A 22026-nucleotide genomic window follows, 5' to 3' on the forward strand; every position below is an offset into this window, starting at 1 on the left:
TCCCTTCGCTACTGATCGGTAACTTGCGGCACCACCATAGGGACTCAATGTGACGCCGCCCACCCGGGGGCGGGTCGGGCACGACCGGCGTGTCCGCGGACCGTGGGAGAATGGGCCCTTCGCCGCACTTCTCCGCTATCCCCTGAGGACCTCACACGTGTCACCCATGGCCCGCACCGCGCTGCAGCCTGCCGCGACGCCGCCGGACCTGATCCGCAACTTCTGCATCATCGCCCACATCGACCACGGCAAGTCGACCCTGGCCGACCGGATGCTGCAGATCACCGGCGTCGTCGACGACCGGGCGATGCGCGCGCAGTACCTGGACCGGATGGACATCGAGCGCGAGCGCGGCATCACGATCAAGAGCCAGGCCGTGCGGATGCCCTGGGAGGTCGACGGGACGACGTACTGCCTGAACATGATCGACACGCCGGGCCACGTCGACTTCACCTACGAAGTGTCCCGTTCGCTCGCAGCGTGCGAGGGTGCGGTGCTGCTGGTCGACGCGGCGCAGGGCATCGAGGCGCAGACCCTGGCCAACCTCTACCTGGCCATGGAGAACGACCTCACCATCATCCCGGTCCTCAACAAGATCGACCTGCCGGCCGCGCAGCCGGAGAAGTACGCGGAGGAGCTCGCCGGGCTCATCGGCTGTGAGCCCTCGGACTGCCTGCAGGTCTCGGGCAAGACCGGTGTCGGCGTCGAACCGCTGCTGGACCAGATCGTGCACCAGCTGCCCGCGCCCACCGGCAACGCCGACGGCCCCGCCCGCGCGATGATCTTCGACTCGGTCTACGACACCTACCGCGGCGTCGTGACCTACGTGCGCGTCATCGACGGCAACCTGGCACCGCGCGAGCGCATCACCATGATGTCCACGAAGGCGACCCACGAACTGCTCGAGATCGGTGTCATCTCACCGGAGCCCAAGCCCGCCCAGGGCCTCGGCGTGGGCGAGGTGGGCTATCTCATCACCGGTGTGAAGGACGTGCGGCAGTCGCGCGTCGGCGACACGGTGACCAGCTCGCGAAACGGCTCGGTGCAGGCTCTCGGCGGGTACCGCGACCCCAAGCCGATGGTGTTCTCCGGGCTCTACCCGATCGACGGATCGGACTACCCGATCCTGCGCGACGCCCTGGACCGCCTGAAGCTGAACGACGCCGCGCTGGTCTACGAGCCGGAGACCTCGGTCGCGCTCGGTTTCGGCTTCCGGATCGGCTTCCTCGGCATGCTGCACCTGGAGATCGTCCGGGAGCGCCTGGAGCGGGAGTTCGACCTCGACCTGATCTCGACGCTGCCCAGCGTGGTCTACGACGTCACCCTGGACGACGGGCGGGTCGAGGTGGTCACCAACCCGAGCGAGTTCCCCGAGGGCAAGGTCGCCTCGATCACCGAACCGATCGTGCGCGCGACGATCCTCGCGCCGAGCGAGTTCATCGGCGCGATCATGGAGCTGTGCCAGACCCGGCGCGGCACGTTGCGCGGGATGGACTACCTCTCACCCGAGCGGGTCGAGATGCGCTACACGCTTCCGCTCGCCGAGATCGTCTTCGACTTCTTCGACGCACTGAAGTCCAAGACCCGTGGATACGCCTCTCTGGATTACGAACCCGATGGTGAGCAGGTCGCCGACCTGGTCAAGGTCGACGTGCTGCTGCAGGGCGACATGGTCGACGCGTTCAGCACGATCGTGCACCGGGACAAGGCCTACGCGTACGGCGTGATGATGGCCGGCAAGCTCAAGGACCTCATCCCGCGCCAGCAGTTCGAGGTGCCGATCCAGGCCGCGATCGGCGCGCGGGTCATCGCGCGCGAGACCATCCGCGCCATCCGCAAGGACGTGCTCGCCAAGTGCTACGGCGGCGACATCAGCCGCAAGCGCAAGCTGCTGGAGAAGCAGAAGGAGGGCAAGAAGCGGATGAAGATGGTGGGCTCCGTCGAGGTGCCGCAGGAGGCCTTCATCGCCGCGCTCTCCCAAGACTCATCCGCCGCGGAGAAAGCGAAGAAGTAGGTGTCGCAGGGAGATTCGCCGCAGACCTACGTGGACGACGACCGCAGGGCGGCGGCGACCAACCGGTCGTTCACCCGTCGCGGCGGTCGGATGCCGCCCCGCCACCACCGCGCGCTGGAGGTGCACGGTCCGGCGTACCTGTTGTCCCCGCCGATCGAGGGCACCAGCGTGGCAGCCGGCTTCGTGCTCGACCTGCCGGCGGCCTTCGGGCGTACGGCACCGCTGGTCGTCGAGATCGGCTCCGGCTCGGGTGACTGCGTGGTCGCGGCCGCGGCCGAGCACCCGGAGTGGGACTTCCTGGCGGTCGAGGTCTGGCGTCCGGGGATCGCGCAGACCCTCGCCAAGGCCGCCCAGGCGCAGGTGGGCAATCTGCGGGTGCTGCGCGCCGACGCCGCGGGCGTGGTCGCGACGGCGCTGCCGGCCGCGAGCGTGGACCAGCTGTGGACCTTCTTCCCCGACCCGTGGCCCAAGGCCAAGCACCACAAGCGCCGGCTGGTCGACCCGATGTTCGCCGTCGACGTCGCGCGGGTGCTGCGGCCCGGCGGGCTGTGGCGTCTCGCGACCGACTGGGAGGACTACGCCCAGCAGATGCGGGACGTGCTGCGCGAGGCTCCCGGCTTCGAGCCGGGTGCGGAGTACGGCGACCGTTTCGACGGGCGGGTGATGACCCGGTTCGAGCGCAAGGGCATCGAGGCGGCTCGCGCGGTGCGGGACATCGTCGTCCGACGTGCGGATGCTACCGACCAGTAATATGTGGTCGTGGCCTCGACCTACGACCTCTACCAGCGGCTGACCGGTCGACCGTTCGGTCGGCGGGTCTTCTCGACCGCCTACGCGTTCAAGGCGCCCTACTTCGCCAGCGTGCGGCCGTTCGTGACGCAGATGGCGCCGAACCACGCCTCGGTGCGCATCCGTAAGCGTCGTGCCGTGCAGAACCACATCGGCACGGTGCACGCGATCGCGGTGGCGAACGGGCTCGAGGCGGCGCTCGGTCTGCTCTGTGAGGCGAGCGTGCCGGCGGGGATGCGTTGGATTCCCAAGGGCATCGAATTGGACTACCTGGCCAAGGTGCCCACCGACGTGCGCTGCGAGGCGCGGACCGAGCCGTCCGACTGGGCCGGCGAGCCGCCGTTCCAGGTGGACGTGCGCTGCAGTGCCTTCGTCGACGACGGCACCGAGGTCGTCCGCGGCGTCATCCCTGTCTGGGTCACTGCCAGACCCCACGAAGTTCTCCGCTAACGCTCCGATACTTCGCGGGGACCCCGGAAGCGCCACAGCTCGACGCTGAGACAATTGCGGGGTGCCCAGTGCCCTGCCCGACGGCGAACCCGTCCCCACCGACGGATCCCTGCCCGGCTCGGCCCTCGCCGGCATGGGGAGCCGACAGTTCGGCGTCTACCTGCACGTGCCGTTCTGCCGGGTGCGTTGCGGCTACTGCGATTTCAACACCTACACGCTGACCGAGCTGGGTGTGCCCGGGGAGGGCGCCGGGGTGAGCTCGTACGCCGACGCGGCACTTTCCGAGCTCGACCTCGCCGACCGCGTCCTGCGTGCAGACGGCGAAACCGCACCGGTGACAACGATTTTCGTTGGTGGTGGTACCCCCACGATGCTCGCCGCAGACGACCTCGTGCGGATGGTGGAAGGGGTGCGCGACCGCTTCGGGCTGGCGCCGGGCGCCGAGGTGACGACCGAGGCCAATCCGGACACGGTCACGCCCGAGGTGGCCCGAACGCTGGCCGCGGGCGGCTTCACCCGCATCAGCCTGGGGATGCAGTCTGCGGTGCCGCACGTGCTGGCGACCCTGGACCGCACCCACGATCCGGCCAACGTCGAGCGTGCGGTGGCCTACGCGAGGGATGCCGGGCTGCAGGTGAGCCTGGACCTGATCTACGGGACTCCGGGGGAGTCGCTGCAGGACTGGCGACGCAGCCTCGACACGGTGGTGGCCCTGGCGCCGGACCACGTGAGCGCGTACGCCCTCGTCGTGGAGCAGGGCACCAAACTCGCCGCGCAGGTGCGCCGCGGCGTCGTCCCCATGCCGGCCGACGACGATGAGGCGCTCAAGTACGAGCTGGCCGACGAGGTGCTCGGTGCAGCCGGCTACGGGTGGTACGAGATCAGCAACTGGGCGGCCCGCCCGGACGCACGCTGCCGGCACAACGAGAGCTACTGGCGCGGCGACGACTGGTGGGGCATCGGACCCGGTGCGCACAGCCACGTCGGCGGAGTGCGCTGGTGGAACGTCAAGCACCCCACGGCGTACGCCGGTCGGCTGGCCGACGGCATCTCACCGGGGGCGGGCCGCGAGGTGCTCACGCAGGAGCAGCGTTACGACGAGACCGTGCTGCTGGGCGTCAGGCTGGTCGACGGACTGCCGCTGGATTCGCTTGCTCCTCGAGGCCGTACGGCGATGGCGGGGTTGATCGCTGACGGGCTGGTCGAGCCGGCGGCGGCGGTGCGACCGATGGACCGGCGCGTGGTGCTCACGCTGCGGGGTCGGCTGCTCGCCGACACCGTCGTACGCCGGCTGCTCGGCTTCTGAGGGCTCGTCCCGTCCGATTGTCAGCGTCTTCGTGGCTGCTTCGCCCCGAAAGTGCTGACAACCGATCTATGACTCGTGCAGGTCGAGCCCGAAATCCAGCTCCGTGACGCTGTGCGTCAGTGCCCCGACGGAGATGACGTCGGCACCCGCCTGCGCGAGCGCACGCACCGACTCCTCGGTCACGCCTCCGGAGACCTCGACCGTCACCGGAGCGGGGTGGTCCCGGATCAGGGCGGCCCCCTCGGCGATCAGGTCCGGGCCCATGTTGTCCAGCAGCACGGCGTGCACCACGGGTGCGTGACCGGATCGCAGCCGGGCCGCGTCGAAGGCCAGCACCTGGCGCAACTGGTCGAGGTCGTCGACCTCGATCTCCACGCGGGTGAGGTGACCGGCGTGCTCGGCCAGCCGCCGCAGCACCTGTGTCAGACCACCGCCGAGTCCGATGTGGTTGTCCTTGACCAGGATCGCGTCGAAGAGCCCGAACCGGTGGTTGATGCCGCCGCCGTCGCGCACCGCCTGCTTCTGCAGTGCCCGCAGGCCGGGCGTCGTCTTGCGGGTGTCGGCGATCCGCGCCCCGGTGCCGTCGAGCAGGCGCACCAGGCCGGCCGTGCGGGTGGCGATGCCGCTCAGATGGGACAGCAGATTGAGTCCGACGCGCTCGCCGGTCAGGATCGAGCAGGCGCTGCCGCGCACCGTGGCGACGACCTGTCCTGGTGCGACCTCCGCGCCGTCCTTCGCGCTCCACTCGACTTGCAGCTGGGGATCGACGAGATCGAATGCCGTGTCGACGCACCGTGATCCGGACAGCACGCCCTGTTGACGCGCGACGACGTACGCCGTGCCGACGGCGTCCGCCGGCACCGTTGCCTGCGTGGTGACGTCGCCGACCCCGTCGAGGTCCTCCTGGAGCGCGCGCCGGATCAGCTCGACGAGGGCGAGGTCGGTGCTCACGCTGCGCTCCCGGCGGCGGTGGTGTCGACCCGTCGGTGGGCGCCGACGCTGCGCGGGTCGGCCAGCGCGGAGCGGGCGATGAGCCACCCGACGTACGCCGCGTCGTCCTGGGTCCACGCGTCGAGCCGGTCGACGGCCGCGCGCAGGTCGTGCGCGGTGCGCAGCACCCCGCAGCTGCTCTCCAGCACCTGCCGCACCTCGTCCAGCGCGGGGGCGGGAGCCTCGCCTGCGGCGCGCAGGCTCTCACGATCGGCGGCGGTCATGTCGCCACCGGCGCGCCAGGTGTCACCGGTCAGGTCGGCGGCAGCGGCTTCACCGCTCACGACAGCTTCGAGCAGCGAGTTGGATGCCAGCCGGTTGCCGCCGTGCAGGCCGGTGCGCGCCACTTCACCGACCGCCCAGAGGCCGGGGACGCTGGTGCGCGACCGTGCGTCGACGGTGACCCCGCCCATCGCGTAGTGCACCGCGGGTGCGACGGGCAGAAGGTCGGAGGCAAGATCCAGGCCCGCTGCGGACACCAGGTCGGCCACGGCCGGGAAGCGGGTCAGCACGTCGGGTACGTCGCGCGCGTCCAGTACCACGCGCCGACCGGACTGGGCCTGCGCCCAGACCGCGGCCGCGACCACGTCGCGCGGCTGCAGCTCGTCGACGAAGCGTGCACCGTCTGCGAGCAGCACGGCGCCTGCGCCCCGCAGCGCCTCGGTCAGCAGCGGCATGGGGTCGAGTCCGACGTCGAGGGCGGTCGGATGGAACTGCACGAAGTGCAGGTCGTCGGTGCGGGCGCCGACTCGGGACGCCATCGCGATGCCCTGGCCGAGTGCCGTCCGCGGATTGGTCGTGTGCGCGAAGAGCCCACCGAGACCGCCGGTCGCGAGGACGATCCGGTCCGTGTCGATCGTCACCGCGGCGCCGGAGGCCGCCCCGAGCGCGAGACCGGCGATCTTTCCGGCGCCGTCGGTCACCAAGCCGCGGGCGTGCAGTCCGGTGCGGATCTCGACGCTGTCGAGAGTGGCCACGTGGCCGGCCACCGTGCGGGTGATCGCGGCGCCGCTGCGGTCGCCGGCATGCGCGATGCGCCGCCGCGAGTGGCCACCCTCGAGCGCGAGGTCCAATGCCTGGTCGGCGGCGAGGTCGAACGGCACCCCCAGCGCGCGCAGGCGGCGTACGACGTCCGGCGCGGCCGCCGTGATCCGGGCGATCGTGCCCGCGTCGCCGAGGTCGGCCCCGGCGCGCCGGGTGTCGACGGCGTGCAGCTCGGGGGAGTCGTCCTCGCCGATGGCGGCCGCGATCCCGCCCTGCGCCCACATGCTCGCCGCGCCGGCGGTGAGGTCGTCCGGCGTCACCAGGATGCAGCGTTCCGGTGCGAGCGCCCGGGCGACCGTGAGTCCGGCCAGCCCGGAACCGACGACGACCGGCCTGCTGTCCGTCGATGTGCCCATCACGACACCGCGAGCATGCGCTCGATCGAGAGCCGCGCGGCGTCCTCCAGTGACGGCTCGACGGTGATCTCGTGGCGGCCGTGCTCGAGGGACGCGCGGATGGCGCTCAGGGTGTTGCGCTTCATGTGCGGGCACAGGTTGCACGGGCGGACGAAGTCGATGTCCGGGTGGCCTGCAGCGACGTTGTCCGACATCGAGCACTCGGTGATGAGAGCGACTTTCGCCGGACGGTGCCGCTCGACGTACGCCTGCATGTCGGCGGTCGAGCCGGCGTAGTCCGCGGCCTGCACCACGTCGGGCGGGCATTCGGGGTGGGCAAGGACGACGACGCCCTCGTTGCCCTGTCGGATCTCGGCGATGTCCAGCGGCGTGAACCGCTCGTGCACCTCGCACGCTCCGGGGTGGGTGATGACCTCGACGCCGGTGCGCGCGGCGACGTTCCGCGCGAGGTACTGGTCCGGGATCATGATCACCTTGTCGACCCCGAGCGACTCGATGACCCGCACGGCGTTGCCGGAGGTGCAGCAGATATCGCTCTCGGCCTTGATCGCGGCCGAGGTGTTGACGTAGGTGACCACGGGGACGCCGGGGTGCTCCGCCCGCAGCGCGCGCACCTGCTCGGGCGTGATGCTCTCCGCCAGCGAGCACCCGGATCGCAGGTCCGGGAGCAGCACCCGCTTGGCCGGGTTCAGCAGCTTCGCGGTCTCGGCCATGAAGTGCACGCCCGCCAGCACGATGGTGCCCGCGCGTACGTGCTGTGCCTCGCGCGCCAGGGCCAGGGAGTCGCCGACGATGTCCGCGACACCGTGGTAGATCTCCGGCGTCATGTAGTTGTGCGCCAGGATCACCGCGTCGTGCTCGACCTTGAGCCGCTCGATCGCCTCGATGTCGGGCTCGAACGTCGCCCACTCGACCTCGGGGATGACGTGCCGCACCTTCTCGTACGTCGCTGTGGTCATCTCGGTGCCTTTCGCAGTCACGGTGCGGGAGTAATGCTCCTGGTGAGTAAATGCTGAGACTGAGCATAACACTCGAGCTCGACAACCTCCGCTACGTGTTCGTCAGCGGCCGCGGGGGATCGGCAGCTTCGTCCCCACCTGCGCCCGCTCCGCGAACACCTCGCGCCGGAAGCGGTAGCGGCGCGCGGGCCGCCCGCCTGTCCCGTGGCTGAGGTCGCCGGTGGGCTCGACCAGCTGGTGCTGCTGTTCGACCAGCCGGCGGAAGTTCTGCTTGTGCACGTCCTGCCCGGCGATGGCCTCCACGACGTCCTGCAGCTGCCCGAGGGTGAACGTCGGCGGCATCAGCTCGAAGACCACCGGCCGGTACTGCAGGGCCGATCGCAATCGGGACAGCCCCGTCGCGACGATGCGGCGGTGATCGTGCAGCATCGCGACACCGGATTGCGCCCGCACCTGCTTCGCGCGCGGCGACTCGGCCACGATGCCTGCCTCCCAGAGCAGTTCGTACCGCTGCAGCGCCAGCTCGGGGCGCCACGGCATCGAGCCGGTTCCGAAGAGGTGCTCGCGGCGTTCCTCGCGCGCCTCCCGCGCGGCACCTCGCACACCGCGCACCCACCGCGCCAGGTCGTCGACGAGCTCCTGGTCGGTGCCGACCGAGCGACGGTCCTCCCAGGGCAGCAACGTGTAGGCGCCCGCCCACTCGGCGGCGGTGGTGTCGGCGCGGGTCAGGCCGAGATAGGAGATCGAGATGACCCGCCCGGTGCCGTCACCGCGTCCGAGGTCGGCGAACGTGTAGAGCTGCTCGACGTAGCCCAGCGTGTGCCCGGTCTGCTCGGCGGCGAAGACGCGCACGCCCTCCTGCAGAGAGTCGTGGTCGGCCCGCAGCTCCCCGGCGGGCAGTTGCAGCGGGTCGCCGGAGGCGAGCACCGCCGGCCCGTCCTCGCCCACGGAGGCCACGACGGCGACCAGCTCCGCGCGGAACCCCACGGCAGGGCGACCGGAGGAGCTCACGGCGACGGCACGGTGACGAAGTCGATGAGTTCCTCGACCCGGCCGAGCAGCTCCGGCTGGAGGTCGGCGTAGGTGCGCACGGTCGCGAGGATCTGCTTCCACCCGCGCGCGACGTCGGCCTGGGATTCGTGCGGCCAGCCGAGCTCGGCGAGGATCCCGTGCTTCCAGGACCGGCCGCGGGGGATCACCGGCCACTGCTGCCAGCCCAGCCGCTCGGGACGCACCGACTGCCACACGTCGATGTACGGGTGGCCGACGACGAGGACGTGCTCTCCGGCGTACGGCGACGCCATCGCCCCCGCGACGATCCGGGCCTCCTTGGTCCCGGGGACCAGATGATCGACGAGCACGCCCATCCGGCGTCGAGCGGTCGGCTTGAAGTCGCGGATCACCGACGTCAGGTCGTCGACGCCCTCGAGCAGCTCGACCACGACCCCCTCGATCCGCAGGTCGTCGCCCCAGACCTTCTCCACCAGCTCTGCGTCGTGGCGGCCCTCGACGAAGATGCGCGATCCGGCGGCGACGCGGGCCGTGACCCCGGCCACTGCACGGGAGCCGCTGGCGGTCCTGGTGGCGGCATTGCGGGTGGCGTCGATCGCGGTGGTGTCCTTCACCGCCACCAGCTCCACCGGTCTGCCGTCAACCAGGAACCCCGGCCCGAGGGGGAACGCCTTGCTGCGTCCGCGCCGGTCCTCCAGGTGCACCACGTGCATCCCACCGGCCTTCTCCACGCTGGTGATGGCCCCGCACCAGCCGGTCTCGACGTCCTCGACGACGACGCCGACCTCGGCCGGGAGGGGCACGGACCGACCGCGGCGGGGCGCGCGCCAGTCACCGGAGAGCACGTCGGCGCCGTAGCGGTCTGGGGTCACGGCACGAGGGTAGGGGCCCCCGGCCGAGGCCGGCAGGGAGGACACGCGCAGCGCCGCGGAGCACGTAGACTTGGCACTCGACGAAGTGGAGTGCCAGCCGACACCGTCTCGGGAGGTGACATGAGCGAAGAACGCCGCCAGCACGTGCTGCGCGCGATCGTGCAGGACTACGTCGCGACGTCCGAACCCGTGGGTTCCAAGGCGCTGCTCGACCGCCACCGCCTCGGGGTGAGCGCCGCCACCGTCCGCAACGACATGGCCGTCCTGGAGGAAGAGGGGCTCATCACCGCCCCGCACACCTCCGCCGGCCGGGTGCCCACCGACGCCGGCTACCGCGCGTTCGTCGACCGACTGAACGAGATCAAGCCGATGTCCCGGGCGGAGCGCGCCGCGGTGCAGACCTTCCTCGCACAGGCCGTCGATCTCGACGACGTGGTTGACCGCACGGTACGACTGATGTCGTCGCTGACCAACCAGGTCGCCGTGATGCAGTACCCCTCGCTCAACCCCGCGACGATCCGGCACACCGAGTTGGTCTCCCTCGACGGCGACCGCCTGATGGCCGTGGTGATCCTGTCCAACGGGCGGGTCGAGCAGCGCATCGTGCAGGTGGACGTCGACCTGGTCACCGAGGCCGGTCAGCAGTTGCTTCGGACCCTGCGCGATCGGGTCAACGAGGCCGTCGCCGGCGCGACTTGGTCCGAGGGCATTCGTCTGCTGCCGGCGGTCATCGACCGCATCGCCCCCGAGCATCGCGAGACCGCGGGTCTGGTGATCGCCGTTCTGGCCGACGCCCTGGCCCAGCAGCGGGAGGAACGGGTCGCGCTGGCGGGCACCGCTCACCTGGCCCGATCCGTCAGCGACTTCCCGATGACGATCGGCCCCGTGCTCGAGGCGCTGGAAGAACATGTGGTCCTGCTGCGTTTACTCGGACAGATGAGTCTGACGAGCAGCGTGTCCGGCGATTCGGTGGCCGTGCGCATCGGCGCCGAGAACACCGTCGACGGACTGCGCGGCGCCTCGGTGGTCAGTTCCACGTATGGAGCGGATTCGACCGCCGGGCTCGGCGTCCTCGGTCCGACCCGGATGGACTACCCCAGCACGATGGCGGCCGTGCGAGCGGTCGCGCGCTACGTGTCCGAGATTCTCGACCAACGCTGACCGCCGGTTCGCTACCGGCCATGTACTGCTTGAAGACGACCAGCTGACAAGGATTTTCGTGAACGACTACTACTCCGTCCTCGGCGTCTCACGGGACGCCAGCCCGGAAGAGATCAAGCGCGCCTACCGCCGCCTCGCCCGCAAGCTGCACCCGGACGTCAACCCCGGTGACGAGGCGTCCGAGGAGTTCAAGGCCGTCTCCCAGGCGTACGACGTGCTGTCGGACCCCACGAAGAAGTCGTCGTACGACATGGGTCAGGACCCGTACGGCGGCCAGGGTGCCGCCGGCTTCGGCCAGGGATTCTCCTTCAGCGACATCATGGACGCGTTCTTCGGCGGCACGGCTGCCGGCGGTGGCGGCCCGCGCTCGCGCGCCCAACGCGGCCAGGACGCGCTCATCCCCGTCGACGTGGACCTGCGGACAGCGGTCTTCGGCAGCGAGGAGGACATCACCTTCGACACTGCGGCCGTCTGTCACACGTGTGAGGGAAGCGGCGCCCGCGCCGGCACCGGCAAGCGCACCTGCGACGTGTGCCGCGGCGCCGGCCAGGTGCAGCAGGTGCAGCGCTCCTTCCTCGGTCAGGTCATGACGACCCGCCCCTGCGCCGCGTGCCGCGGTTTCGGTGAGGTCATCACCGACCCGTGCTTCGAGTGCTCCGGCGAGGGCCGGGTGCGCGACCGTCGCACCATCACGATCAAGGTGCCCGCGGGCGTCGACACCGGCACCCGCATCCAGCTCACCGGCGAGGGCGAGGTCGGCCCCGGCGGCGGCCCGGCCGGCGACCTCTACATCGAGGTCCGGGTGCGCAAGCACGCGACCTTCCAGCGACAGGGCGATGACCTGCACTGCTCGGTCGAGCTGCCGATGACCGCGGCGGCGCTGGGCACCGAGCTGCCCCTGGAGACATTCGACGGAGTCCGCGAGGTGGGCATCCGCGTGGGCACCCAGCCCGGTGACGTCATCACGCTGAAGGGGCTCGGCGTCACCAGGTTGCGCTCGGGGGTGCGCGGTGACCTGCTCGTGCACGCCAACGTGCGGACGCCGACCCGCCTGGACACCCAGCAGGAGGAGTTGCTGCGGCTGCTGGCCAAGGAGCGTGGCGAGGAGTCGCCCGAGGCCAATTTCCAGCCGGTCGGCCAGGGCCTGCTGGGCAAGCTGCGCGACGCGTTCAAGCAGAAGTGACGCCGTGACCGCGCCGATGTTCTACGCCGAGCCCGGGTCGCTGGCACAGGCGAGCGCGGGCGCGGTCATCACACTCACGGGACCGGAGGGTCGCCACGCCGTGCGGGTTCGCCGGATGGCGCCGGGGGAGCCGGTGCAGCTGTCCGACGGGTCCGGAGTGGTCGCCGTAGGTCGGGTCGACGCGGCCGAGGACGACATGCTGGCGGTCCTCATCGACGCGCTGGAGCGGCCCGATTCCCGCGGACCCCGGTTCGTGCTGGTGCAGGCGCTGGCCAAGGGCGGCCGGGACGAGCTGGCGATCGAGGCGGCCACCGAGCTGGGAGTCGACGCGGTCGTGCCGTGGGCCGCCGAACGATGCGTCGTGCAGTGGCGCGGGGACCGCGCCGTCCGCTCGCACCGCAAGTGGGAGAGCGTGGTGTCGGCCGCCGCGAAACAGGCGCGTCGGGCCACGCTTCCGGTGGTCGAGCCGCTGGCCACCAGCGCTCAGCTGGCAGATCGCCTGGCGGGTGCGCGGGTGGTGTTGCTTCACGAGGAGGCGACGAGCGCCATCGGCGCGCTGGACCTCGACGGTCTGGGTGACGGCGACCGGGTCGCACTGGTGGTGGGCCCGGAGGGCGGGGTGAGCGACCAGGAGCGCGCGAGCCTCGTCGCGGCCGGCGCCGACGTCGTACGCCTCGGTCCGTCCGTCCTGCGCAGCTCGACAGCTGGTCCTGCCGCGCTCGCGGTGCTGTCCGCGCGGTTGCGCTGGTGAGCAATTCGGGTCGATCCAGGCCGGATCACGCCCGTAGAATGGCCACACAATGACAGAACAGGACCGCCCCGCCGAGCAGATCGGTCAGCCCGTGAGGGCCGGCCACACCGTGCAGATCCCGCCCGACGTGGCCATGGTCACCCTCCTCGGCCCGCGGGACGAGTTGCTGCGCACCATCGAGCGCTCCTTTCCCAACCTGCTGATCCACGTCCGCGGCAACGAGTTCCACCTCGAGGGGCTCCCGGCCGACATGGCGCTGGTCGAAGAGCTGATCGACGAGCTGCTCGTCATCATCGACAACGGTCAGCCGCTCAACCGGGACGCCGTGGAGCGCTCGATCGGCATGCTGCGCTCCAACGCCAACGAACGGCCCGCCGACGTGCTGACGATGAACATCGTGAGCAACCGCGGCCGCACCATCCGGCCCAAGACCCTGGGGCAGAAGCAGTACGTCGACGCCATCGACACCAACACCATCGTCTTCGGCATCGGACCCGCCGGCACCGGCAAGACCTATCTGGCGATGGCCAAGGCGGTCGCGGCGCTGCAGGCCAAGGAGGTCAACCGGATTATCCTGACCCGGCCCGCGGTCGAGGCCGGTGAGCGGCTCGGCTTCCTGCCCGGCACGCTCACCGACAAGATCGACCCCTACCTGCGCCCGCTCTACGACGCGCTGCACGACATGGTCGACCCCGACTCGATGGCTCGCCTGATGGCATCCGGCACCATCGAGGTGGCGCCACTGGCCTACATGCGCGGACGCACCCTCAACGACGCGTTCATCATCCTGGACGAGGCGCAGAACACCTCTGCCGAGCAGATGAAGATGTTCCTCACCCGGCTCGGTTTCGGCTCCAAAATGGTCGTCACCGGCGACGTCACCCAGGTCGACCTGCCCGGCGGCACGAGCTCCGGTCTGCGGGTCGTGCAGGGCATCCTCGACGGGGTCGACGACGTGCACTTCTCCTATCTGAGCGCGCACGACGTCGTGCGCCACCGGTTGGTCAGCGCGATCGTGCAGGCCTACGACGAGCACGACGCCCATCCCGGCGGGATCCGACGATCGCCCGGTGGGTCCAAGGGCCGTCCGTGAGCATCGACCTGCTCAACGAGACCGAGAGCGACATCGACCTCGATGAGCTGCACGCCTGCGCGACGTACGTGATGGGGGAGTTCGGCGTGCATCCGCAGGCCGATCTGTGCGTGCGGGTCGTCGACGAGCAGGCCATGGAAGTGCTGCACGTGCAGTGGATGGACCTGCCGGGGCCGACCGACGTGATGAGCTTCCCGATGGATGAGTTGCGGCCGAATCGGGGCGGGGACGAACCCGTCGAGGGCGTGCTCGGCGATCTCGTGCTGTGCCCCACCGTCGCGGCGAAGCAGGCGGCCGAGGCCGGACACACGACCGAGGAGGAGCTGCTGCTCCTCACGGTGCACGGACTGCTGCACCTGCTCGGCTACGACCACGCGGAGCCGGACGAGCGACGCGAGATGTTCGAGCTGCAGCGCGTGCTGCTGCTGACGTTCCTCGCCTCGCGTGACCGCCCCGCGGCCAGCATCTCCCCGCCGTCCGGGGAGTGACCGCGCCGTGACCCTGCTGCTGGTCTGCGCGCTGCTCTCGGTGTCGGCGGGATTCGTGTTCGCCGCGACCGAGTCGGCCGTGAGCCGGATGGGGGTGCATCACGTCGAGACCCTCGTGGAGGAGCACCGCCGCGGGGCCCCGGCGCTGCTCGAGCTGGTCAAGGACAGCGGCGCCGTCGCGATGGTGCTGGCCCTGCTGCGCGTGCTCGCCGAGGCGACGGCGGCCGTGCTGGTGACGATCGCGGTCAGCGACGTCGTGAGTTCCCTGTGGGCGCGGCTGGTGGTCGCCATCGGCCTGATGGCCGTGATGTCGTTCGTGCTCGTGGGCGTGTCACCGCGCACGCTGGGGCGTCAGCACGGTGAGGCGATCTCGCTGGCCGTCGCTCCGGTCGTGCTCTGGCTGCGCACCCTGATGGGTCCGGTGGCGCACCTGCTCGTGTCGCTCGGCAACGCCGTGACCCCCGGACGCGGGTTCCGCGACGGGCCCTTCGACTCCGAGGCCGAGTTGCGTGAATACGTCGACCTGGCGACGGATTCAGAACTCATCGAGGCCGACGAGCGCAAGATGATCCACTCGGTCTTCGAGCTGGGGGACACGCTGGCACGCGAGCTGATGGTGCCGCGTACGGACATGATCACCATCGACCGGGCCAAGACGATGCGTCAGGCGATGTCGCTCTTCCAGCGCTCCGGTTTCTCGCGCATCCCGGTGGTGGACGGGAGCCCGGACGAGATCGAGGGCGTCCTCTACTTCAAGGATGTCGCGGGACGCCTGATCGACGGGCGCGTCGACGCACAGTCGCCGTGCGCGTCGGTGATGCGCGACGTCGCCTTCGTCCCCGACAGCAAACCGGTCGATGACCTGCTGCGCGAGATGCAGGTGGCCCGCCGGCACTTCGCCATCGTCATCGACGAGTACGGCGGCACGGCCGGGCTGGTCACCCTCGAGGACATCGTCGAAGAGGTCGTCGGCGAGATCGACGACGAATACGACCGTGCGACACCGGGACTGGAGAATCTGGACGACGGCCGGATTCGCGTGCCGGCCCGCATGTCGGTCGACGACTTCGCCGAGCACTTCGACATCACGATCGAGGAGGACGACGTCGACACGGTGGGCGGCCTGCTCACCAAACTGGTCGGCCGGGTGCCGATCCCTGGCGCGACCGCCGACCTGGGCGACCTGCGGATGACCGCCGAACGGATGGCCGGACGACGTCATCAGCTGGCCACCCTGGTGGTGGAGCGGTTGGCCGCCTCCGATCGTGACGACGCCGGTGCGACACAATCAGCCGACGGCGGGGCGCACCGAGTGGAAGAGAGAGCATCGTGACGGCATACCGGGCGGGATTCGCCGCCCTGGTGGGGCGGCCGAACGCGGGCAAATCGACCCTCACCAATGCACTGGTCGGCAGCAAGGTGGCCATCACCTCGAGCAAGCCCCAGACGACGCGCCACCCGATCCGAGGGATCTCGAACACGGAGTCGGCGCAGCTGATCCTGGTCGACACGCCGGGGCTGCACAAGCCCCGCACGCTGCTCGGCAAGCGGCTGAACGACGTGGTGCGCGAGACGTTGCTCGACGTCGACGTGATCGGCTTCTGCCTGCCCGCAGACGAGCGCATCGGACCGGGCGACCAGTTCATCGCCCGTGAGCTCGCCGAGATCCGACGCGGTCGGCGCCGGCCGATCGTGGCCATCGCGACCAAGATCGACACCGTCAATCGGGACCGGGTGGCGCAGCACCTGATGGCGATCGATGCGCTGGGGGAGTGGGACGACATCGTGCCGTGCTCGGCGATCAAGGACGAGCAGGTAGACGTGGTGCGCGAGGTGCTGATGAAGCACCTGCCGGAGTCCCCGCAGCTCTACCCCGACGACGTCATCACCGACGAGCCGCAGCTGGTCATGATCGCCGAGCTGGTGCGCGAGGCCGCCCTGGAGGGTGTGCGCGACGAGATGCCGCACAGCCTCGCCGTCGTGGTCGAGGAGATGGTGCCCCGCGAGGGGCGCGCTCCCGGCAAGGAGCTGCTCGACGTACGCGTCAACGTCTACGTCGAGCGGGATAGCCAGAAGGCGATCATCATCGGACGCGCCGGCGCGCGGTTGCGCGAGGTCGGCACGAACGCCCGCGTCGAGATCGAGCGGGTGCTCGGCCAACGGGTCTACCTCGACCTGCACGTGAAGATCGCCAAGGATTGGCAGCGCGACCCCAACCAGCTGTCGAAGCTGGGCTTCTGACGGGATGGCCGACGACGACAACGCCGCCTGGGCGGAGTTCGGTGACACCCTGCGGCTGCCCATCGACGAGGAGTCGGACTACCTCTTCGGGATCCCTTGGGAGCAGGCGGCGTTCATCGGCGACCGGCCGCTGATCGACATCGGTTGCGGCAGCGGACTCACGACCGTCGCGCTGGCCGATCGTTTCCCGATCGCCGAGATCCTCGCCGTCGAACCCGATCCGCTGACCCGATCGCTGCTGATGCTGCGGGTGGCCGAGCGCGCCGAGATGCGTTCGCGCACCACGGTGCTCGCGGAGTCGATCCTCGACGTGTGGCTCCCTCCGAACTGCGGCGGGGCGCTGCTCTTCAACGTCATCTACTTCCTCGGTGGACGGGCGCGCGACGCGTTCTGGACCCGGATGGCCGACGTCCTGGCTCCCGGCGCGCCCATTCTGATGAGCCGCTCGTACGGCGGCGTGCCCAACGGGCCGGTCGAGCGGCATCTGGTGAAGTCGGCCACGATGGGCCACCACGAGTACCAGCGCTGGTTCGAGGCGCACCCCGCCGGCGACGGCCGGGTGGAGATCACCAACACGTATCTGGTGCTGCGGGACGGCGAGCAGGTGCGATCGGTGCGCACGCGCGTCACGCCGTTCGGGCTGGACGAGGAACTGATCCTGTCCGAGATCCCGATCGGGAAGTTCTCCATCGAGGAGATCGACGACAAGTACATCGCGGTCCGCCGCCAGCAGGACCTGGGCCGCGTCAGGCGCTGAAGTAGTGACCCTCGTCCAGGTCGGCGATCAGACCCTGATGGGTGGGTGTCCATGCGAGCAGGTCGCGGGTGATGGCCGACGAGGCCGGTGAATCCATGCCGAACAGGGCGCCGATCCATCCGAAGTGGCGCTCGGCGTCGTCGGGGGTGATGGACCTGACCGGCAGTCCGAGACCGCGGCTGATGGCCTCGGCGATCGCCCGTGTGGTCACGCCCTCCTCGCTCACGCCGTGCAGCGCGGATCCGGCTGGGGCCTTCTCCAGTGCGAGTCGGAACAGGTGCGCGGCATCGAGCCGATGCACGGCCGGCCAGCGGTTGGGTCCATCGTCCAGGTAGGCGGAGAATCCCCGGTCTCGAGCGATCTGCACCAAGGTGGACATGAAGCCATGGTCGCCGTCGCCGTGCACGGTCGGCGAGAGGCGCACGGCCGATGAGCGGACCCCCTGCGACGCCAGTGCCAGTGTCCGCTGCTCCGTGCCCATCCGGGGCGAGCTACTCGGGTCCGGCGAGAAGTCCTCTGTCGCAACGGCTCCCGGCCGCAGGCCGAGAAGTCCTGAGGCGATCACGAGGGGGCGGTCCGAACCCTTGAGCGCCTCGCCCATGGCCTCGATCGCACGCTGGTCGGCGTCGGCCGCGCCCTGGAAGTCGCCGGTGAAGGCGATGTCGTGCTTGAACGCCGTGTGGACCACCCCGTCGGACCCGGCAGCGGCCTGGTGCAGGGCGTCCAGGTCGTCGAGGCCGCCACGATGCACCTGCGCGCCCGCGGCGGTGACGGCGGCGGCCGACGTGTCCGACCGTGCCAACCCGACCACGTCGTGACCTGCGGCGAGCAGCTCGGCGACAAGGGCGGAACCGATCCATCCGGATGCACCGGTGACGAATACGCGCATAGGGGAGAACCTCCGGTCGAACCCGCGGCGCACCGCAGAGAGTTGATGTCAGTTGCTGTCATCAACGGTAGCACTGCATGTCAGCAACTGTCATCACCTAGGATCCCGTCATGGGTCGATGGGAGCCGGGGGCGCGCGAGCGGCTCGAACAGGCCGCGATGGAGCTCTTCCTGGAGCGCGGTTTCGAGCAGACGACCGTCGCCGAGATCGCGTCCCGGGCGGGGCTGACCGAGCGCACCTTCTTCCGGTACTTCGCCGACAAGCGGGAGGTGCTCTTCTCCGGGGCGGGTGAGCTGCAGGAGTTGTTCGTCAGCGCGGTGTCGGCCACCCCGGCGGCCACCGCACCGATGGATGCCGTGGCCGCCGCCCTGGCCGTGGTGGCGCCGTTCCTGCAGGAGCGTGGGGCCTTCGCGAGCCGCCGCCAGGACGTCATCACCGCGCACGACGACCTGCGCGAGCGTGAGCTGGTGAAGCTGGCCTCGCTCGCGTCGGCCATCGCGGCGACGCTGCGGTCGAAGGGGGTCACCGAGCCGGCCGCGAGCCTTGCCGCGGAGGCAGGGATCGCGGTCTTCAAGGTCGCCTTCGAACGCTGGCAGGAAGCCCCCACGGACCTGGACTTCGCTCGCGTGATCGAGGAGTGTCTGGGCGAGCTGAAGGTCGTGACCGCAACCTCCTGACGGGGCGGGCGACGCCGTGAGTGAATGAGTGCGTGACGGGATCCCGTAGCACCGGTGCGAGGGCGAGATCCGTCGTCCTCGGTGCGGCGATGACCGCCGCCGCATTGGCAGCGTGCAGCACACAGGGTCCGGCAGGTCACGAGACCACCTCGGGAGCGATCGCCCCGACGTCAGCGCCGACGTCGACGTCGACGACCGGCTCGTCGTTTCCTACGAGAACCAGCACCTGGCTGAGCTATCACGCGAGTGGATCGCGACAGGCAGCCGTGGCGTACGGCGTGCCGCGCCGGTCGCCGCACAAGACCTGGTCCGCCGACCTCGGCGGCGCCGTACGCGGTCAGGCGCTCGTCTTCGGCGGCCACGTGCTCGCTGCCACCGAGAAGAACAGGGTGGTCGCGCTGGATCCCTCGACCGGCCGTGTGGTGTGGTCGCGGACTCTCGGTCGACCGCTCACCGACGTCGCCGGGCGTTCGGGGTGCGGCAACATCGACCCGCTCGGCATCACGAGCACGCCCGTGATCGATGCCGCGACCGGCACGATCTACGTCGTCGCCGAGATCGACGACGGCAACGGGTCGGTGCACCACCAGCTCTTCGGTCTCGACGCTGCGAGCGGCGCGGTGCGGGTCGACGTACGCGCCGATCCTCCACTCAGCGGTGGCCAGCAGGCGATCCACCTCCTGCAGCGGGCCGGGCTGGCATTCAGCGGGGGCCGGGTGATCGTGTCCTACGGCGGCAACTCCGGCGACTGCGGGAACTATCACGGGTGGGTCGTCTCGATCGACGCGCAACACCCCGGTGACCCGACGTCGTTCGAGGTGGCTTCCGACGGGGAGGGCGGAGCGATCTGGCAGTCCGGAGGCGCCCCCGCGGTCGATGCGGGCGGCAACATCTTCGTCACCTCCGGGAACGCCAATCCCGATCCGCCGCAAGGGGGTCCCGATCCGAAGAAGTACACCGAGAGCGTCATCAAACTCGACGCCGCGTTGAAGCCCCTCGCGTCGTACAAGGACGTCGTGGCGGGCGGGGACGAGGACCTGTCCACGGCGAACCCGGTGCTGCTCCCGGGTGGCTTGGTGTTCGCGGTCGGCAAGACCGACATCGGCTTCCTGCTGCGCGCGAGTGACCTCACGCTGGTCGCGAAGGTCGCGCATATCTGCGGCAGCGATCCCGACGGTGGACCGGCATACGACGCGCGCACCCAGAAGCTCTTCGTGCCCTGTCGGGGTGGCGGCATCCAGGTCGTCGACATCGCGCAGCGGTCCCGGGGCCGGTTGCTCTCCGGCGCAGACAGTTCGCCGGTCGTGTTGGCCGGCACCGTCTGGGCGCTGAACTCCGACGAGGGCAAGGTGGTCGGTTACGACCCGTCCACGGGGGTGAGGGTGGGAACGGCCGACGTCGGCGCCGATCTCCCGGTCTTCGAGTCGCCCAGCGCGCTCCCGGGGATGATGCTCGTGCCGACGGCGACCGGCGTCACGGCGTTCGACTGAGCGCGTCACTCGTGGCGCTGCACCGGGGGTCTCCGCGGCCGCCGGGATCCGGACACCCCCTGACCCGGGCGTCCGTCCTCGCTCTCAGGTCGAGCCTGGCGTCGACTTCGAGGATCCGACACCCGCGATGAATGCCTCGAGCGCGCTGGCGAGTGCTTCGGGAGCTTCCAGCGCCGGGTGGTGACCGACCGATTCGAGGTGGACGACGGTGACGTCGGTCGACACGGCTCGCCGCATCGTCTCGGCGGTGGAGGGGTGGCTCATGGCACCCACTGCCAGTACCGGGACCCGGAGGGAGTTGCTCTCGGCCAGAGCCTTGATGTCATCGCCCTCGGTGAGCGCGGAGGCGTAGAGCCCGTGGATGCCGCGCCAGGCATCGGGCCGCTCGTAGGTGCGGGTGAATTCGTCCAGGTCGGTGTCGGTGACGGCGTCGGGCACGAGCGTGAGGTGCGGATACCAGAGCCGGGCGGCGTACTCACGGAATCGACCGGTGAAGACGAATTCAGCGATGCCGGGGGTGGCCAACGCGCCGACGTGCCAGGCGCCACCGTGGGCGACGTCGGCGAAGCGTTCCCATCCGAAGCCGCTGAGGCCCGTCTCGATCGCGGTGAGGCTGAGGACGTCGTCGGGGTAGGTGGCCGCGAGACGGAAGACGGTGTTGCCGGCGATGTCTTGGCCGGTGAGGTGGACCGGACCCCAGCCGAGTTGAGCGATCAGCTCGTGCAGCGCCCTGGCGGCCAGCACGCTGCCGAAATCGGAGTCGTCGGCGGCGGAGTCGCCGATGCCCGGCAGGTCGACAGCTATGACCCGGTGCTCGGTCGCCAGCAGGGGCAGCAGTTTGTGGAACGCCCACCAAGTCTCAGGGAAGCCGTGCACGAGCAGAATCGGCTCGCCGCTGGTGCCGGCCGTGACGTAGTGAATCTCGGTGCCGGCGACGGCAGCCGTGTGGTGCTCGGCCCCGGGCACGGCGGGGGACAGGCTCTGGGTCACGGCGAACCTTTCGTTGTGATGAGTCAGCTCGATGTGTCGCCATTGTCCGTCGGCTCGGGGCGATCTCGGCGGCGGAATCGGATTTGGTCCAGGTGCAGGATCTCGTTGGTGGGGCCGGTGTAGCGCGGTGGTGCCGTGGGTTCGGGGCTGTCGGGTGGGGTGGCGACGGTGGGTTCGATGGGGTGGCCGTGGCGGGTGGCGAATCGGAACCGTGCGGGTCTGCCGGGTCTGCCAGGTTCGGGGTGGATGGTGTAGTCGCCGGTGTGGTGGCGGTCGTGGTGGTGGGGGCACAGGCTGATCAGGTTGGTGATGTTCGTGGTGCCGCCGTCGGCCCAGTGGGTGATGTGGTGGCATTCCAGGTGGTGGATCGCTGCGCAGCCGGGGTAGGCGCAGCCGCGGTCACGGTCTTCGACGAGGCGTCGGGTGCGGCGCGGGACGATGCGGTGGGCGCGGCCCACGTTGACGGGGGTGCCGCCGGTTTCCCAGACGGGCTGCACGAGCCCGTCGCAGGTCCA

General features: G+C 70.2%; 22 protein-coding genes. 14 read left to right on the plus strand and 8 right to left on the minus strand.

Features of this window, described 5'->3' with window-relative positions; translation table 11 throughout:
* Positions 1 to 166: 166 nt before the first annotated feature.
* The 4 genes from lepA to hemW all read left to right on the plus strand — a co-directional run bounded on the left by lepA (position 167) and on the right by hemW (position 4559).
* Positions 167 to 2014, plus strand: a complete 1848-nt coding sequence (gene lepA / locus JOB34_RS16460; protein WP_208053718.1) for a translation elongation factor 4 — start codon at positions 167 to 169, stop codon at positions 2012 to 2014.
* The gene (gene trmB / locus JOB34_RS16465) at positions 2015 to 2764 is read left to right on the plus strand and encodes a tRNA (guanosine(46)-N7)-methyltransferase TrmB (RefSeq protein WP_208053719.1); all 750 of its coding nucleotides are present in this window, start codon (positions 2015 to 2017) and stop codon (positions 2762 to 2764) included.
* Positions 2765 to 2773: 9 nt separating this feature from the next.
* Complete coding sequence (locus JOB34_RS16470) at positions 2774 to 3253, plus strand: hotdog fold domain-containing protein (RefSeq protein WP_208053720.1); 480 nt, start codon at positions 2774 to 2776, stop codon at positions 3251 to 3253.
* 61 nt (positions 3254 to 3314) lie between these two features.
* Positions 3315 to 4559: a radical SAM family heme chaperone HemW gene (gene hemW / locus JOB34_RS16475; protein WP_208053721.1), complete on the plus strand. Its 1245-nt coding sequence runs from the start codon at positions 3315 to 3317 to the stop codon at positions 4557 to 4559.
* 66 nt (positions 4560 to 4625) lie between these two features.
* Here the strand turns inward: hemW and nadC are convergent, their stop codons facing one another.
* Genes nadC through JOB34_RS16500 form a run of 5 tightly spaced genes read right to left on the minus strand, consistent with a single transcriptional unit; the run spans position 4626 to position 9791 of the window.
* Positions 4626 to 5510, minus strand: a complete 885-nt coding sequence (gene nadC, locus JOB34_RS16480; protein WP_208053722.1) for a carboxylating nicotinate-nucleotide diphosphorylase — start codon at positions 5508 to 5510, stop codon at positions 4626 to 4628.
* Positions 5507 to 6949, minus strand: coding sequence for an FAD-binding protein (locus JOB34_RS16485; RefSeq protein ID WP_208053723.1), 1443 nt, complete (start codon positions 6947 to 6949; stop codon positions 5507 to 5509). Before JOB34_RS16485 ends, nadC begins: the two co-directional genes overlap by 4 nt.
* The gene (gene nadA / locus JOB34_RS16490; protein WP_347813906.1) at positions 6949 to 7980 is read right to left on the minus strand and encodes a quinolinate synthase NadA; all 1032 of its coding nucleotides are present in this window, start codon (positions 7978 to 7980) and stop codon (positions 6949 to 6951) included. Before nadA ends, JOB34_RS16485 begins: the two co-directional genes overlap by 1 nt.
* Before the next feature lie 30 nt (positions 7981 to 8010).
* On the minus strand, positions 8011 to 8919 hold the full coding sequence (locus JOB34_RS16495; protein ID WP_347813907.1) for a hypothetical protein: 909 nt from the start codon (positions 8917 to 8919) through the stop codon (positions 8011 to 8013).
* Positions 8916 to 9791 (minus strand): DUF3097 domain-containing protein, encoded by an 876-nt coding sequence (locus JOB34_RS16500; protein WP_208053725.1) that lies wholly within the window; start codon positions 9789 to 9791, stop codon positions 8916 to 8918. Before JOB34_RS16500 ends, JOB34_RS16495 begins: the two co-directional genes overlap by 4 nt.
* Positions 9792 to 9911: 120 nt before the next feature.
* Between JOB34_RS16500 and hrcA the strand changes: the two genes are divergently transcribed.
* Genes hrcA through JOB34_RS16540 form a run of 8 tightly spaced genes read left to right on the plus strand, consistent with a single transcriptional unit; the run spans position 9912 to position 17465 of the window.
* Positions 9912 to 10952: a heat-inducible transcriptional repressor HrcA gene (gene hrcA, locus JOB34_RS16505; protein ID WP_208053726.1), complete on the plus strand. Its 1041-nt coding sequence runs from the start codon at positions 9912 to 9914 to the stop codon at positions 10950 to 10952.
* A gap of 58 nt (positions 10953 to 11010) precedes the next feature.
* Entirely contained in the window at positions 11011 to 12135 is a 1125-nt protein-coding gene (gene dnaJ / locus JOB34_RS16510) for a molecular chaperone DnaJ (RefSeq protein ID WP_347813908.1), read from the plus strand.
* A gap of 4 nt (positions 12136 to 12139) precedes the next feature.
* Positions 12140 to 12886 carry a 16S rRNA (uracil(1498)-N(3))-methyltransferase gene (locus JOB34_RS16515; protein WP_208053727.1) on the plus strand — a complete coding sequence of 249 codons (747 nt, stop codon included), beginning with the start codon at positions 12140 to 12142 and terminating at the stop codon, positions 12884 to 12886.
* 49 nt (positions 12887 to 12935) lie between these two features.
* Positions 12936 to 13979 (plus strand): PhoH family protein, encoded by a 1044-nt coding sequence (locus JOB34_RS16520; RefSeq protein ID WP_208053728.1) that lies wholly within the window; start codon positions 12936 to 12938, stop codon positions 13977 to 13979.
* A complete protein-coding gene (ybeY, locus tag JOB34_RS16525) occupies positions 13976 to 14467 on the plus strand; it encodes an rRNA maturation RNase YbeY (RefSeq protein WP_208053729.1) in 492 nt (163 codons plus the stop codon). The genes JOB34_RS16520 and ybeY overlap by 4 nt, the downstream gene beginning before the upstream one ends.
* Positions 14468 to 14474: 7 nt before the next feature.
* The gene (locus tag JOB34_RS16530; RefSeq protein ID WP_208053730.1) at positions 14475 to 15800 is read left to right on the plus strand and encodes a hemolysin family protein; all 1326 of its coding nucleotides are present in this window, start codon (positions 14475 to 14477) and stop codon (positions 15798 to 15800) included.
* Positions 15797 to 16708 carry a GTPase Era gene (era, locus tag JOB34_RS16535; protein WP_208053731.1) on the plus strand — a complete coding sequence of 304 codons (912 nt, stop codon included), beginning with the start codon at positions 15797 to 15799 and terminating at the stop codon, positions 16706 to 16708. The genes JOB34_RS16530 and era overlap by 4 nt, the downstream gene beginning before the upstream one ends.
* Before the next feature lie 4 nt (positions 16709 to 16712).
* Complete coding sequence (locus JOB34_RS16540; protein WP_208053732.1) at positions 16713 to 17465, plus strand: class I SAM-dependent methyltransferase; 753 nt, start codon at positions 16713 to 16715, stop codon at positions 17463 to 17465.
* Here JOB34_RS16540 and JOB34_RS16545 read toward each other — a convergent pair.
* The gene (locus tag JOB34_RS16545) at positions 17455 to 18354 is read right to left on the minus strand and encodes an SDR family oxidoreductase (protein WP_208053733.1); all 900 of its coding nucleotides are present in this window, start codon (positions 18352 to 18354) and stop codon (positions 17455 to 17457) included. The two genes, JOB34_RS16540 and JOB34_RS16545, sit on opposite strands and share 11 nt — an antisense overlap.
* Before the next feature lie 110 nt (positions 18355 to 18464).
* Here JOB34_RS16545 and JOB34_RS16550 point away from each other — a divergent pair, with 110 nt between their 5' ends.
* On the plus strand, positions 18465 to 19031 hold the full coding sequence (locus tag JOB34_RS16550) for a TetR/AcrR family transcriptional regulator (protein ID WP_208053734.1): 567 nt from the start codon (positions 18465 to 18467) through the stop codon (positions 19029 to 19031).
* 89 nt (positions 19032 to 19120) lie between these two features.
* Positions 19121 to 20521, plus strand: coding sequence for a PQQ-binding-like beta-propeller repeat protein (locus JOB34_RS16555; protein WP_208053735.1), 1401 nt, complete (start codon positions 19121 to 19123; stop codon positions 20519 to 20521).
* Between the two features lie 84 nt (positions 20522 to 20605).
* On the opposite strand, the gene JOB34_RS16560 is transcribed toward JOB34_RS16555, so the two are convergent.
* Both JOB34_RS16560 and JOB34_RS16565 read right to left on the minus strand, forming a co-directional pair.
* Positions 20606 to 21511 carry an alpha/beta hydrolase gene (locus JOB34_RS16560; RefSeq protein ID WP_347813909.1) on the minus strand — a complete coding sequence of 302 codons (906 nt, stop codon included), beginning with the start codon at positions 21509 to 21511 and terminating at the stop codon, positions 20606 to 20608.
* Between the two features lie 23 nt (positions 21512 to 21534).
* The coding region (locus tag JOB34_RS16565) for an HNH endonuclease signature motif containing protein (protein ID WP_208053736.1) at positions 21535 to 22026 on the minus strand (492 nt) is incomplete at its 5' end.

Origin of the sequence: Allobranchiibius sp. GilTou38 (genome assembly GCF_017565325.1) — a bacterium.
Taxonomy (GTDB): Bacteria; Actinomycetota; Actinomycetes; order Actinomycetales; family Dermatophilaceae; genus Allobranchiibius; species Allobranchiibius huperziae.